The following is a 12,890-nucleotide window of genomic DNA, read 5'->3' as shown; positions in this document are numbered from 1 at the left end:
CAAAAACGCGCCGCCGCCTGCGCAATGGTAAGTCCTTCCTTCTTGCGAACGGACAAAACTTTGCAGCGAAATGATGATGGATAAGTCATCTATGAATTGTAATCAATTTATTTGAGCTTTGCTATATGCAGTAACATACAAGAAGGTCAAGTTATGTGGTCTGGTGGATATGGTGTCTTCCAGGAATTGAAGATGCTCAAAGGTGCTCAAATCCTCCAGAAGAAAAAGATGAGCATCTTGAGCACCTTCAGCAAGAACCGCATGGATAAATGGTTTTCGCCCAATTCGCCCCTGAAGATGTCCAAGTTGTCCAGGATAAAATCTTGGCCATCTTGGCCACCTTAGCGGAAGCCTGCATGAGCCTGCTGAAAGGGGCGAAATTCCCCTTAATCTTTTGTCAGTAATGTCAGTTCGCATGTAGAAGAAAAAATAACTTTTCTTTAGAAGCGATCCTCATCTGGAGCAAAAATAATAGGAATAGCAGCAGCAAGCCCCACAAATTGAAAATTACATCTTGAGGATAATTCTCTGCTCAAACGAACAGGGGCCTGCATGGTGCTTGCACAGTGACCGCATGGTGCTGGTCGGATGCTTTTGTCCCCACTTGTCCCCAGTCCCCAAAAACTGATTGGGGACAAAATGAGAAGATGGAAATCCGCATGGATAAAGGGTTTCAAGAACCTGTCCCCAATGTCCCCAGTGTCCCCACTAAAAAAGAGTCACCTTGTGTTTTATCTGGCAAGGTTGACGATCCTGATACGTCACAAATAAACAAAAGTCAGATAAAAAAATCAGCGGCAAGGACGAACGCGACATTGCTCAAGGGGCTATCAGACAGAAATGTTCCCATATTTGTTCCCATGACAGAAAAACAAAAACACCAAACCAAGTAAAGATGCGGCTTTTTGCCTTCTCGCTAGATTCTGTATTGTTTCCTGACAAAGTTACATCCCTCCCCCTCCCCTATTGTTGTTTCGTCCTTCAGCTGCCTAATTGGATAGATAAAAAATGCGTTCTGGATAAGAAATACGGGATAATCGCTCATCAGCGAAAAAGATATTCATCGGCTAACCTTCATTGGAGATAATCATGCTACTTTCAACGACTCCCACTATCGATGGCAAGCGCATCACCAAATACTGCGGTATCGTTGCTGGCGAAGCCGTGCTGGGCGCTAATGTGTTGAAGGATCTGTTTGCAGGGATACGGGATTTTGTTGGCGGGCGTTCTGGAACCTACGAGAAAGAACTGCAACGTGCACGCGATATCGCGCTGGAAGAATTGCAAGAACGCGCTCAGGAACTCGGTGCCAACGCAGTAATCGGTATCGATATTGATTATGAAGTACTTGGCAAGGAAAATGGCATGCTGATGGTTTCTGTCAGCGGGACCGCGGTTTTCATTGAGTAAAAACGATCAAGTGCATGAGTAGATATTCCCTGCTTTGCCTGTTGCCCATATTCAATTTGATTGCTTTGCTTACGCAAGTAAAATAGGATTAGCTGGGATAGAAGAATGAACCTTTGTGTAACCTATGTAAGGAGACTGCGAATGATGATCATACAACGGCTGTTATTAATTAGTGTATGTGCAGCAATGTTCACAGCTTGCGCCACTACCCAACAGGCTGGCGGCTATGGAAAGGCTGAGTCCTCCGGATTTTTGGAAGATTATTCAAAGCTCCATCCCGCAGCAGACGAAACTGAGGCATCATTGGTTTATTTTACGCCAGACAAAACCAGGTTCAAATCCTACACCAAAATCTTGCTGGAACCAGTGCAGGTCTGGCGTGGAGAAAAATCGAGCGCCAAGGATATCGATATGGAAGATGCAAATCATTTATCGCAATATCTCTGGTCGCGCGTCGATGAAGAGTTGCGTAAGGACTATACCATGGTGCAGCAACCTGGTCCTGGCGTTATAAAGATTCGCATCGGCATCACGGAAGCCGGTAAGGGTATACCGGTACTGGATAACCTGACAGCCATGCATCCAGGTTCCCTCATCGTGTCCAAAGGAAAGAAAACACTCAGTGGAACAGAGAGTTTCGTTGGCAAGGCCTCCATCGAAATGGAAGCAACAGATAGTCAAACGGGTGAATTACTGGCTGCTGGTGTTGATCGCCGCGGTGGGGGGAAATACGCGTGGAAATCACTGAACCAATGGGAAGATGTCGAGTTGGCCTACACTTATTGGGCTAAGAAAATACGGTGGCGTGCTTGCGAAATGCGCGGCGATACCATATGTGAGAAACCTGAGGATTAACAACTTACTGATACAATCCAGGCAGTTTCTAGCCGAGCGTTGAACAAAGTTGTCGTATGCGGTAAATCAGCCTGTTCCTCATGAGATCTGATTGGGATGTAAAGAAGCTAGCAGCCCCGTTGCTCTGATGAGTTAGTTCCTGGAGTCGTCAATTTGATTATCAACATCAAGAGGGGGAAAAGATGAAAAAGTTAATTATGTTAGGTAGTTTCATTGCGCTATTGTCACCACTTACTAGCCACGCTCAAAGCGCGGGTGTGTTTTGCTGGAGACTTAACCCTTTTTCCGACATTTTGTGTTTTGATGTAGATAGTAAAGGATTTGTTTTTGAGCTTACGGGTACTCAAAAAACCGCTGCTTACGAATTCCCCTCGCATGGCGCAGCTAATTTAGACCGTCCATCAAATAGGTTTCATCTTGGCTTTACCTCTCATTTAAGTAATGGCCTTCTCGGAGAATTTTTTGTATCGATGAACACGGAATCGCTCAATGGTACCTGGACAGATATCCGTGGACTTTCTGGAAATTTTACCTTCTTGGGAATTGGGCCTTTAAGTCCCGTGATATCAGGTAGTCAAGAAGGCAGTTATTTGAGCAAAATAATTTCACAATAACTTTGTGTTGAGTTTGTGGAAGAAATTGATAGCATCAGCGCATTTTGTCCGTGTCCATGCAGGAAAGCCATTAACTAAAGGGAGGTAGAAAATGTTACCCATCCTCTGACGAAGCGGATAAACACCCCACTTCCCTTACTCTGCAGCCCGCTTTTTTACCATAAATCTCTCCCAAACTAGCGAAAAGTATGTTCCGGCTAGGTTAAAATATCTTATGTATTTTTCTGCTTGCTGTTCCTATTGCTCGCAGAATATTGCTCCCGGACCAGTCAGCAATTAAACAAAGGAATCATTATGAAATTTCAGACCGATGATTTACGCATTATCGGCATGCACGAACTTACTCCGCCGGTGGAATTGCACCGCGAATATCCGCTGTCAGAGGTGGCAACCGAAACGGTTTATGCTGCCCGACAAGCTGTTCATCATGTTTTGCATGGTGAAGATGATCGCTTACTAGTCGTGGCCGGTCCGTGTTCCATCCATGATGTGGATGCGGCACTAGAATATGCGGCCCGCTTGAAACATCTGCGTGAAGTGTTCAAAGATCAGTTGCTTATCGTCATGCGCGTGTACTTTGAAAAACCGCGCACGACCATTGGCTGGAAAGGATTGATCAACGATCCTGATCTGGATAACAGCTTTCATATCAATAAGGGATTACGCATGGCACGCAAACTGCTGCTGGATTTGAACAACTTGGGAATGCCTGCGGCAACGGAATTTCTTGATCTGATCAGCCCGCAATACCTGGCTGATTTGATCAGCTGGGCTGCCATCGGTGCACGCACCACTGAGAGCCAGGCGCATCGCGAATTGGCATCAGGTGTATCCTGCCCGATTGGGTTCAAGAATGGCACCTATGGTAATCTGAACATTGCCATCGATGCAATTGGGGCAGCTTCCCGTCCGCACCATTTTCTTTCGGTTACCAAAGAGGGGCGCACAGCCATTTTTGCCACCAAAGGAAATGAAGATTGCCATATCATCCTGCGGGGCGGACGCAAGCCTAACTATGATGCCGATAGCGTGCTTTCAGCAGTTGAAGAATTAGCCAAAGCCAAGCTGCCGCCTTATCTGATGGTCGATTTCAGCCATGCGAACAGTCATAAGGACTATCGCCGCCAGCCGGAAGTGGCTGTCAATGTGGCAGGACAGATTGCAGGCGGGAATAAAGCCATCTGCGGCGTGATGATCGAAAGTCATCTGGTTGAAGGCAACCAGAAAACAGACGGCAAGAAACGCGAAGAATTGGTTTATGGACAAAGCATTACTGATGGCTGCATCAGCTTTGATGCCACTGAGCAGGTGTTGCATCGGCTGGCAGAAGCAGTCGAGCAACGCAGAATGTGCTAAACATATATATTCCTCGCTTACTGGTGAATCGTTCCAGTAAATCCATTACCGTTCGCGGCAAGCTGATCAAACTGCCAAGCAACTATGCCGCCTTGGATCAGCTCCGGCCGAACAGCGTTTTTGTAGCCGTTATACCGGCATGCTCCACTCGTCTAGTGCTTCCACTCAGCTCCTCGCTGCAAGACCCTGATGCAGGGACATGCGGTAGGCACTGAGCGAAGGAATAAGTGCGAGCACCAGCGTGCTCGCAATGATGATGCCCAATATTCCGAGTATCTGACTATTCATAGAAAAATGGCTAATGAAAACACCATAGTTTTCTGCAAGCAACGCTTGGGTGAACAGAATCCCTGCCGCTAGCGCACAAATGGCAATGATGATACCGCTTAAGGAAATCAGCAGTGCTTCGGTTTGAATGACCAGAAATATGAAAAGGGGGCTGGCGCCGATGGCGCGCATGACCGCAATTTCGCGCTGCCTTTCGCGAATGGAAGAGAGCAGCATGGTGCTTAACCCTAATAACGAGGAAAATAACACCAGAATAGAAATCAATCTAAGCGTATTTTCCATCACACTCATCATTTGCCACAGCTCGGTGAGCGCGATGCCTGGCAAAATGGCGAGCAGCGGTTCACGTTGATAATGATTGATTTGCCGTTGCACATGAAAGGTAGCCATTTTGGATTTAAGCCCCACCATGAAAGCAGTGATGCTTTTAGGCGTCAGTTTGTCCGCTTCCAGCGCATGCGCAGCCATTTGCCTGCCTGGTATTTTTACGCCATCTTTCCAGTTCAGATGAATTGCTTCCATTCCTTGCAGGCTAACATATAGCGCTTGATCCACTGGTGTACCAGTCGCTCGCAAGATACCAACTATCTGGAAAGGTTTATCATCATGCAGACTAAAGCTTGCTTGTCCAAGGCCATGCGCCAGGATGATGTGGTCATGCAGACGATAGTCAAGCTTTCTGGCGACCTCGGCGCCAATCACCACGTCGAACAGCTGCGCAGAGGGGCGACCTTCAGCGAAGGTTAACGGTGTGTTTTGGCCAAAGCGGAAATGCGCGAAGTAGTCTTGCGTGGTGCCCATTACCCGGTAGCCGCGATGAGAGTCCCCCAATGAAATCGGTATCGTCCAGGCAACCTTGGCATCAGCCGCAAGCTCACGGTAGCTTTCCCACGCGATATTATTGGTGGCATTACCCATGCGGAAAACAGAATATAGCAGCAGGTTTAACGGGCCAGTGCGGGCGCCCACGATGAGATCGACGCCTGACACCGTGTTGCTGAAACTTTCTTTTGCTTCATGCCGGATATGCTCAACTCCAAGCAAAACAAAGGTACTGATCGCGACTGAAATCAAGGCGAGCAGCACACTATATTTCCGATTGAGCAGGCTATGCCAGGCGACGTTAACAAACATATTCGACAGCTCCTGCCTGGTTGATTTCCGCCAAGTTAACGATATGATTAAAATGATGCGTCAGCGCGGTATCATGGCTCACAAAAATCAAGGTATTACCTTGCTTTTGGCTGATTTCCAATAGTATCTTCATAAAGGCATCCCGCGTATCACTATCCAATGCCGAGGTAGGCTCATCCACAATCAATAGCTCCGGGCTATTGATCAGCGCGCGGGCAATGGCGACGCGCTGCTGCTGACCGACGCTGAGCTCACCCGCTTTCTTTGTGATCAGCATGTTATCCAGCCCAAGTGCATCAAAAAGCTGCTTTGCCGTTACCGTAAGATCGACCATATCCTTTTTGCCAAAATGGGCGGCGAGCCGGATGTTGTCCAGCACGCTCAAATAATGAATGAGATTGAATTGCTGAAATACCATGCCGATATGCGCTGCGCGGAAACGATCGCGCGCGCGGCTGGATAAAGCGCCCAGATTCTGACCAAGTATTTCTATGTTGCCTTTATTAGCGACCAAAATACCAGCCAGCAAATTCAGCAGCGTCGATTTGCCGGAACCCGAGGGACCTTTGAGAAATACCCGCGCACCTCTGGCTATGCGCCATTCCGGAATAACCAAAACAGCAGTGCGCGCTTTTCCAGGGTAAAAAAAGTACAAGTTGTTGATTTTTACCGCATCAAGCTTCGCTTCTGGCACAGTCAATGTGGCATTTTCTGGAGAGTCAGGGTACATGAAGAAACTCCTTACCGCTTTTATTCGAAGTCTAATGTACTATACTGTACCATGGCATTGACTTGAGGATAGTGATACCACTGCTTATGAAATCCAACTTTTTTATTGTCAACTCCGCTGCATTCATCAGCCTGCTGGCTGCGTTGCTGATCGCATGTTCTCAAAGCGAACCTGAAGCAGGCGCAGAGGTGATTTCCGGCAAGCAAACACCAGCTAAACCACAGGTGCTTCAGACTGAGTCTTATAAAACCATCCAATGGACCGACCTGATGCCACAGGACGATCTGGATGCTTTGTTGAATCCTCCGGCCTACCTTGATGAGATCGAAGATGGCTCTGAGGAGGATATGTTAAGCAATCAATTCATGCTGGCCATGGCGCAGGCAAGTGACGATCGTTACATGCAAGCGCTTTCATCCACGCGCATCAAGCCGGAATTTGACAATCAACGGATCAGATTGCCGGGTTTCATCGTACCGCTGGAGTTTGACGAAAAACAAACTCTCACGCGTTTCTTTTTAGTGCCATTCTTTGGAGCGTGTATTCATGTCCCCCCCCCACCGCCCAACCAGATTGTCTACGGGGTTTTTGAAAAAGGGTTAGAAGTTACTGCGTTGCATGAACCTGTCTGGGTAACGGGTATTTTGAAAACGACCTTGACGGAAAATGATGTCGCCACCTCTGCTTATGCAATGGAAGTGGCTACTGTGGAAACCTATACAGAATAAACCGCTGCTTAGTTAACCGTGAGCATGTGGTTATCCGCATCCGCAGTCAATGAAGCCGCGCCCTGCTTGCCCTGAAAAATCCAATATGCTTTGATTGCCTGGATACCCGGAAAAAGCGCAAAGAACTTGATCGAAATGGCGGTTAAATCTTTAGCCTGCTCGCACTGGAAAATATAGCTTGCATGAAAATCAGCATGCTCCTGCTGCGCTTCATGGTGATTTTGATGATCTGCGGGCTCATGGTTTTTCATGTAAGGCGCCTCAATTTCCGCATTCTCCAACAAGCATGTCGTGGTTGAAAAATCAAACAGACGCTCAGCGGAAGCCAGCATTTGTTTTGCATTTGAGAAGGCTGCTGCTTGCTCCTCATTGTTGGGCGCGTGCTCAAATCCAATGAGATTGATCGCGGGAGAATCAAACTCGATATACAAGGTATTGCCCTCCAGCACGACATTAAGCGTCGCTTCACCATGCACATGCGCGCCTTGGGATGCTGCCGCCGCTGAAAAAGCATGACTACTGCCACCCAGCAAAAGCAATAGTAATCCTGTCAATAACTGTCTGTTTACCATAGCTCCTCTCCAGGATAGGATGCTCAAAGGAAATTATGTCTCAACGCCAGAAGCTGCTGCGACAGAAGACATTTCCGTGCATGAGCTGACAAAACCGCTGAAAGTGCGTTCGATCACCGAACGAGCGACATCCCGCGTGATAAAAACGATGCGCGTGCGGTGATCTGCAGATGGCCAGTCAACGAGCTCAACTGGCGGATGAAAGACATGTTGCACGCCATGGATCACCGTAGGTCCCGAGCGGTGCTGCAGATTGATGATCCCCTTTCACACGCAAAATATCGGGGCCTTTGAACGCCATCAATAGACTCAGCCACTGATCAAATAGATCGGGATCAATCGGATGATCAAAGGTAAAGCAGAATGCCCGGATGTGATCATCATGACGATTGGCATCTGGCTGAACGGATGGCTTTTTCTGGAAAAGCTTTTTGGGTGCATGTTGGGTGACAGGCTGATAGCGCAATGGACCTGCTGAACGCCCGGGTATTTCCGCATATGACGACTCATCAAGCCAGCCAAGTACATCGGGTGTTTTTTGATCGAGAGTAAACAAACGGGTATTGAACAGAGACAGCAAATCTGCTGCTTCTCCCTTCACCACCCGTAACTGTTGCGCGGCTGGATTGAGCTGAGTCAGGCGCTGCTGCAGGACAGCCAACTGGACTTCGTCTACCAGATCACTTTTGGTCAGAATGAGCCGATCTGCTACAGCTGCTTGCTTGATGGCCTCAGGGTGATGATCGAGCGTCTGCATGCCATTGACGCTATCGACCGTGGTAATGACCGCATCCAAGTGGTAACGCGATGCAATGAACTCGTCCGTCATGAGTGTAGCAGGATAGGAGCTGGATCGGCCAAGCCTGTCGTTTCGATCACGACCCGGTTGAATTTTCTTTTACCACCCCGCGAGAAGCGCCAGCCGATATCTCTGAGCACGCGCGCAAGATCGCCGCGTATCGAACAGCAAATACAGCCGCTGTCCATTTCCATCACGACAGCTTCTTGACTTTGGGTGACCAGCAAATGATCGAGGCTGATTTCTCCAAATTCATTGATGATGGCCAAGGTATCGCTGAAACAAGGCTGATGGACCAGGTAATTGAGCAAGGTCGTCTTGCCGCTGCCAAGAAAGCCGGTCAGGACCGATACAGGCACAAGCGGTTGGGAGGGAGTAAGCTCAGTAGTCATAAAGTCGATTAATCAGTTCGCAGTGTTCTTGCGCTTCTAGCAGAATTTTTCCATCGTAGCCGGTGGCTCAGTCTAACACGAAAAGACAAAAAGAAACCTGTTGCGCCGCGGGCATTTATCAGCCTTCGACGAACTCAGACCGAACGGTATTTTATACCTACCATGCTTGGAGCGGCCTGGTGGCTAATTGCATTCGTGCTGAGCCTGTCGAACCATGAACGATGAAATACAGAAACTATATAATTATCTACATAGAGCAGATAAAACATCCCCGTCATCCTGCGCATGATTCAGCGACAATTCAATTTGTGGAAAGCAAGCACAGCTAAATGTAATTTTTGTGGGTAAATCATGAATAACAACGCATTATCAACCATCATCGCCTATCACGAAGCCAGCAAACACCGCTTGGATGGCTATGCGCCGGGGCCAGGCGACTTGGACTGGGCCAACCAGCCTGATCCGTTTCGCCGTTATGCGGGGACGCAACGTTGCGAGTTGCCTTTACGCGTTACTCCCTTGCAGATGCCGTTTAGCGAGATCCGCAGCGGTCGGAAGCAAACACCGGCAGCTCTCAATCTGGCCGGTTTGGCGACGTTGCTGGAGCTGAGTTTCGGCTTGTCGGCATGGAAAGAGTATGGGGGCTCGCGCTGGGCGTTGCGCTGCAATCCTTCCAGCGGAAATTTGCATCCCACCGAGTGCTATGTGCTCGCCGCTGCACGCGATGGCCTTGCCAGCGGCGTGCATCACTATGTCAGCTACGACCACAGCCTGGAACGGCGCGCCGAGGCAGATCCCGCTTGGGATGGCGAGTTGGCTGGCGGTTTCGTGCTGATTCTTACGTCCATTCATTGGCGCGAAGCCTGGAAGTATGGGCTGCGCGCCTACCGCTATTGTCAACACGACTGCGGCCATGCCATGGCAGCAGTCAGCTATGCCGCCGCCACGCTTGGCTGGCGCGCGCAGATACTGGAGAATTGGCCTGATGCGGTGCTTGCTGCGCTAACTGGTGCTGCGCACAAAAACGATTTTGCCGAGCATGAAAGCGAAGCAGTAGAGGTAGCGCTCTGGATTGGCTGCGGGAATGCGCCCGAGTCGTTGGATTTGGCTCAAACAGCCACAGTCCTGGCCAGCGGCCTGAATTTTGTCGGCCAGGCCAATCGCCTCAGTGCAAAACATGTTCATTGGGCGGGAATCGATGCAGTGCACCTTGCTGCTGAGCGGCCTGTTCCGCCTTCCTCGCCATTGATCTCGCCAGCACAGTGGCCACCCCTGGCACCGATTGATTGCTCGCAAGATGCAGATGTACTGATTCGCCAGCGCCGCAGTGCTGTCGGTTTCGATGGCATAACTGCCATGCCAACAGAACGCTGGTTCACAATGCTCGATGCCCTGCTGCCTCGTCCTGAGCTACCGCCCTGGGATGCTTGGCAGCGGCCGCCGCGAGTACATCTCATCCTGTTCGTGCATCGTATCGCAGGGATAACACCAGGTATCTACCTGCTTCTGCGGGATCACTCCGTCGCGCCCGCGTTACGTCAAGCAATACGCGAGGATGCCGAATGGGCCGAAGTAGCCGGTGCACCCCGGCATCTTGGCTTGTTCCGATTATTCGCCGCCGATGCCCGGGACGCAGCACGCCTGATCAGTTGCCGCCAGGACATCGCCGCCGATAGCTGCTTCTCGCTCGGCATGCTGGCTGAATTCGAGGCTGCGTTAAACGCGGGAGCCTGGCATTACCGCGAGCTGTTTCATGAAGCGGGCATGCTCGGTCAGGTGCTCTACCTGGAAGCAGAAGCCGCAGGCCTGCGCGGCACCGGCATCGGCTGCTATTTCGATGACGCGCTGCACGCCCTGCTCGGCTTATCAGGCCACGGGTGGCAATCGCTCTATCACTTCACCGTCGGCGGCCCGCTGGACGACCCGCGCCTGCGTACGCTGCCGCCTTATGCGCATCTTAGCGGCAGGCAGGTATGTTGATAAGATCAACCAGCCAAAAGCAGTAAAAGTATGGTAAAAGGATCATCCATATAGCTAGCCGAAGCTACCAATTGCTTGTAAGTGGATCTAATAAAGTTTCCTGTAACGAAAGCTAAATCGATCTATTGCCATAAAAAAATAAGGAGATAACATGAAGTTTAGTGTATTAGATTTCATAATTGACGTCATAAATTGCGTCATTTCGGAGGCTTAACTCTAGTTAGGCCGAGCATCTGTTAGGAGAGGAATTGGCTTGAGGAAAATAACGTTACTGGGAGCATTTCTTTGCTTCTTATTAGTCTGCAACATAGCAGCCGGCTACGGTCAGAATAAATTTACTGGTATATTTGTAGCGGATTCTAGACCACGCGAAGTGGTGTATCTGGGCGTGACTCAAACGGGAGATATAGTGTCCGGTTCGCTAGTCATTGTTACGCCGGACGGGTACGGAAACACAAAGAGCAATACCTTGCCCCTGCGAGGAACTACCGACGGAGATGCTATTACGTTAACTGCCGAAAGGCTTTTTCAGGATCTAGTAATAAATGGTAGAAAGCAAGGAAAAACAGTTGTGCTTATGTTTCCAACTGATTCAGGGAATATGTCAACCGTGACTTTCCTGCCTACAACTGATCGGGATTACAATCTATTGCTCAACCGATGGCAGGAAGAACTTGCTGCGATCTACAAAGAAAAGGAAAGCCTAACGAAGCTTGCTAACACTCTTGCCGATGACATTAATGCGGTTAAATCTACCGGAATCAAGAGGAATCTCGCTGATATAAAATCCGCATTGGATGATGAGCAGTCAGCGCTTCATGATCTTGAAAATGATCTTGCCGAATTAAAACACGACGCATCTCTTCGACCGATGACCTGTTATCAGGCCAACTCAAGAGTTGGCTATGCTTACAACTCCAGGATGGCGTATAGCTATAGTTCACGTCTCGGTTATGCCCATGATAAGTTCATGGTGAGACTCGAAGAGTTAGAGCATCGTCTTTCTAACGTTGAACCTCTCGTTACGAAAATTAGACAGGAGACTCACGCCTTGGATCAGGCAATTAAAGAAAGCAAATATTCCCTGCCTAAATTGAATGCTAAGCCAGGGGATGAAGCACAGGTGCTGATACAATATCAAGCGCTTGCTGCCTCTGCGCGCAATGAATTACCACTTATGAAGGCTGCCCATTCAGACATTCTGAACAAAGCTAAAGGGATCATGCGTGAGGGAGAAGCAATACTGAAGAAAACACAGGCATCAGTCAGATGTGATTGAATGATGATTCCTGAACCTTTTGGTTATATGCTGAGGCTTCTAGTTGCAAAACTTCCAGGTTGGTTTATTCGCTATTTCTACAAGCCTGACAGGATCGCAAACTCAATCGATATTGATCTACGAAGTAATGCCCCAATCAATATCAGTTTTGGCATGGAGATTCCGGAAATCAGCCTGTATTTCCACATTTACAATAGGAGTCCTTTCAACCTTACCCTTGATCGTTTATTAATTGATTTCTGGATTGGTCAGCCAACATTAAAGGGAGCCATATTAAGGCGATACGTTATTCCCAAAGGTGAATCGGTTAATAACATTTATTTTTCTTGTTCGCTTACGTTGCAGCAACAAAATCAAATTAGGGGGCGGTGCAATGGCCAGCTTTTGTCTGTTCCTGTCTCACTCACTATCACCGCATACTTAGAATCAAAGGTTGGCATGATATGTTTGGACAAGCGTATCGACCGTTCAGATGTACCGTGTAAATAAGCCTAGCCCATCTTTAACCTCATCCAGCAAAATTCTCCTCCTTTCTCTGTTTTATATATTTCTAACTAACTGATATACAAAGCTTTGTATTTTGTGGCGTGCCTGAGTGCGTAATGTAGTGCCATAATATTATTATGATATCTTGTTTTATCCTCCACTTTGTAGTAACGTCGCGCCTATGTTTATCCGACGAACTCAAACCCGCAGCAATGCGACTGGGGAGCGCTATTACACTTATCGGCTGGTTCGAGCCGAGCGCATTCA

General features: G+C 48.7%; 15 protein-coding genes. 9 read left to right on the top strand and 6 right to left on the bottom strand.

Annotation, left to right across the window (positions count from 1 at the left end):
* Positions 1–659 precede the first annotated feature (659 nt).
* The 5 genes from J5I83_RS11520 to aroG all read left to right on the top strand — a co-directional run bounded on the left by J5I83_RS11520 (position 660) and on the right by aroG (position 4,235).
* Entirely contained in the window at positions 660–893 is a 234-nt protein-coding gene (locus J5I83_RS11520; RefSeq protein WP_304056179.1) for a hypothetical protein, read from the top strand.
* 196 nt (positions 894–1,089) lie between these two features.
* Positions 1,090–1,410, top strand: coding sequence for a heavy metal-binding domain-containing protein (locus J5I83_RS11515; protein WP_304056177.1), 321 nt, complete (start codon positions 1,090–1,092; stop codon positions 1,408–1,410).
* A 141-nt stretch (positions 1,411–1,551) separates the two neighbouring features.
* Entirely contained in the window at positions 1,552–2,265 is a 714-nt protein-coding gene (locus J5I83_RS11510) for a DUF3313 domain-containing protein (protein WP_304056174.1), read from the top strand.
* A gap of 182 nt (positions 2,266–2,447) precedes the next feature.
* Positions 2,448–2,879 carry a hypothetical protein gene (locus tag J5I83_RS11505; RefSeq protein ID WP_304056172.1) on the top strand — a complete coding sequence of 144 codons (432 nt, stop codon included), beginning with the start codon at positions 2,448–2,450 and terminating at the stop codon, positions 2,877–2,879.
* 294 nt (positions 2,880–3,173) lie between these two features.
* Positions 3,174–4,235 (top strand): 3-deoxy-7-phosphoheptulonate synthase AroG, encoded by a 1,062-nt coding sequence (aroG, locus tag J5I83_RS11500; RefSeq protein ID WP_304056171.1) that lies wholly within the window; start codon positions 3,174–3,176, stop codon positions 4,233–4,235.
* A 165-nt stretch (positions 4,236–4,400) separates the two neighbouring features.
* On the opposite strand, the gene J5I83_RS11495 is transcribed toward aroG, so the two are convergent.
* Together J5I83_RS11495 and J5I83_RS11490 are read right to left on the bottom strand one after the other, a co-directional pair.
* Positions 4,401–5,657, bottom strand: a complete 1,257-nt coding sequence (locus J5I83_RS11495; RefSeq protein WP_304056169.1) for an ABC transporter permease — start codon at positions 5,655–5,657, stop codon at positions 4,401–4,403.
* Positions 5,647–6,387, bottom strand: coding sequence for an ABC transporter ATP-binding protein (locus J5I83_RS11490; protein WP_304056167.1), 741 nt, complete (start codon positions 6,385–6,387; stop codon positions 5,647–5,649). The genes J5I83_RS11495 and J5I83_RS11490 overlap by 11 nt, the downstream gene beginning before the upstream one ends.
* Positions 6,388–6,473: 86 nt before the next feature.
* Between J5I83_RS11490 and J5I83_RS11485 the strand changes: the two genes are divergently transcribed.
* A complete protein-coding gene (locus J5I83_RS11485; protein ID WP_304056165.1) occupies positions 6,474–7,115 on the top strand; it encodes a DUF3299 domain-containing protein in 642 nt (213 codons plus the stop codon).
* A gap of 8 nt (positions 7,116–7,123) precedes the next feature.
* On the opposite strand, the gene J5I83_RS11480 is transcribed toward J5I83_RS11485, so the two are convergent.
* From J5I83_RS11480 to J5I83_RS11465, 4 genes are read right to left on the bottom strand one after another with little or no spacing between them, the layout of a single operon-like run.
* The gene (locus tag J5I83_RS11480) at positions 7,124–7,687 is read right to left on the bottom strand and encodes a DUF2796 domain-containing protein (RefSeq protein ID WP_304056163.1); all 564 of its coding nucleotides are present in this window, start codon (positions 7,685–7,687) and stop codon (positions 7,124–7,126) included.
* A gap of 33 nt (positions 7,688–7,720) precedes the next feature.
* Entirely contained in the window at positions 7,721–7,903 is a 183-nt protein-coding gene (locus tag J5I83_RS11475) for a GTP-binding protein (RefSeq protein ID WP_304056162.1), read from the bottom strand.
* Entirely contained in the window at positions 7,875–8,516 is a 642-nt protein-coding gene (locus tag J5I83_RS11470; protein WP_304056159.1) for a GTP-binding protein, read from the bottom strand. The genes J5I83_RS11475 and J5I83_RS11470 overlap by 29 nt, the downstream gene beginning before the upstream one ends.
* Positions 8,513–8,878 carry a GTP-binding protein gene (locus J5I83_RS11465; RefSeq protein WP_304056157.1) on the bottom strand — a complete coding sequence of 122 codons (366 nt, stop codon included), beginning with the start codon at positions 8,876–8,878 and terminating at the stop codon, positions 8,513–8,515. The genes J5I83_RS11470 and J5I83_RS11465 overlap by 4 nt, the downstream gene beginning before the upstream one ends.
* A gap of 351 nt (positions 8,879–9,229) precedes the next feature.
* Between J5I83_RS11465 and J5I83_RS11460 the strand changes: the two genes are divergently transcribed.
* From J5I83_RS11460 to J5I83_RS11450, 3 genes are all read left to right on the top strand, one after another.
* Complete coding sequence (locus J5I83_RS11460; RefSeq protein WP_369683423.1) at positions 9,230–10,858, top strand: SagB/ThcOx family dehydrogenase; 1,629 nt, start codon at positions 9,230–9,232, stop codon at positions 10,856–10,858.
* Between the two features lie 253 nt (positions 10,859–11,111).
* On the top strand, positions 11,112–12,137 hold the full coding sequence (locus J5I83_RS11455) for a hypothetical protein (protein ID WP_304056154.1): 1,026 nt from the start codon (positions 11,112–11,114) through the stop codon (positions 12,135–12,137).
* A complete protein-coding gene (locus tag J5I83_RS11450) occupies positions 12,138–12,626 on the top strand; it encodes a hypothetical protein (protein ID WP_304056152.1) in 489 nt (162 codons plus the stop codon).
* Positions 12,627–12,890: the final 264 nt, after the last annotated feature.

The sequence above is a fragment of the Nitrosomonas communis genome (genome assembly GCF_024102715.1).
Lineage (GTDB): Bacteria > Pseudomonadota > Gammaproteobacteria > Burkholderiales > Nitrosomonadaceae > Nitrosomonas > Nitrosomonas communis_B.
Note: the sequence above shows the minus strand (reverse complement) of the source record. Positions and strands in the feature narration are given on the sequence as shown.

What these genes read in the sequence shown, in the direction of transcription:
- aroG (WP_304056171.1), top strand. Translation starts at nt 3,174, where the DNA reads ATGAAATTTCAGACCGATGATTTACGCATTATCGGCATGCACGAACTT.
- J5I83_RS11495 (WP_304056169.1), bottom strand. Translation starts at nt 5,657, where the DNA reads ATGTTTGTTAACGTCGCCTGGCATAGCCTGCTCAATCGGAAATATAGT.
- J5I83_RS11515 (WP_304056177.1), top strand. Translation starts at nt 1,090, where the DNA reads ATGCTACTTTCAACGACTCCCACTATCGATGGCAAGCGCATCACCAAA.
- J5I83_RS11465 (WP_304056157.1), bottom strand. Translation starts at nt 8,878, where the DNA reads ATGACTACTGAGCTTACTCCCTCCCAACCGCTTGTGCCTGTATCGGTC.
- J5I83_RS11450 (WP_304056152.1), top strand. Translation starts at nt 12,138, where the DNA reads ATGATGATTCCTGAACCTTTTGGTTATATGCTGAGGCTTCTAGTTGCA.
- J5I83_RS11510 (WP_304056174.1), top strand. Translation starts at nt 1,552, where the DNA reads ATGATGATCATACAACGGCTGTTATTAATTAGTGTATGTGCAGCAATG.
- J5I83_RS11470 (WP_304056159.1), bottom strand. Translation starts at nt 8,516, where the DNA reads ATGACGGACGAGTTCATTGCATCGCGTTACCACTTGGATGCGGTCATT.
- J5I83_RS11480 (WP_304056163.1), bottom strand. Translation starts at nt 7,687, where the DNA reads ATGGTAAACAGACAGTTATTGACAGGATTACTATTGCTTTTGCTGGGT.
- J5I83_RS11520 (WP_304056179.1), top strand. Translation starts at nt 660, where the DNA reads ATGGATAAAGGGTTTCAAGAACCTGTCCCCAATGTCCCCAGTGTCCCC.
- J5I83_RS11485 (WP_304056165.1), top strand. Translation starts at nt 6,474, where the DNA reads ATGAAATCCAACTTTTTTATTGTCAACTCCGCTGCATTCATCAGCCTG.
- J5I83_RS11460 (WP_369683423.1), top strand. Translation starts at nt 9,230, where the DNA reads ATGAATAACAACGCATTATCAACCATCATCGCCTATCACGAAGCCAGC.
- J5I83_RS11490 (WP_304056167.1), bottom strand. Translation starts at nt 6,387, where the DNA reads ATGTACCCTGACTCTCCAGAAAATGCCACATTGACTGTGCCAGAAGCG.
- J5I83_RS11505 (WP_304056172.1), top strand. Translation starts at nt 2,448, where the DNA reads ATGAAAAAGTTAATTATGTTAGGTAGTTTCATTGCGCTATTGTCACCA.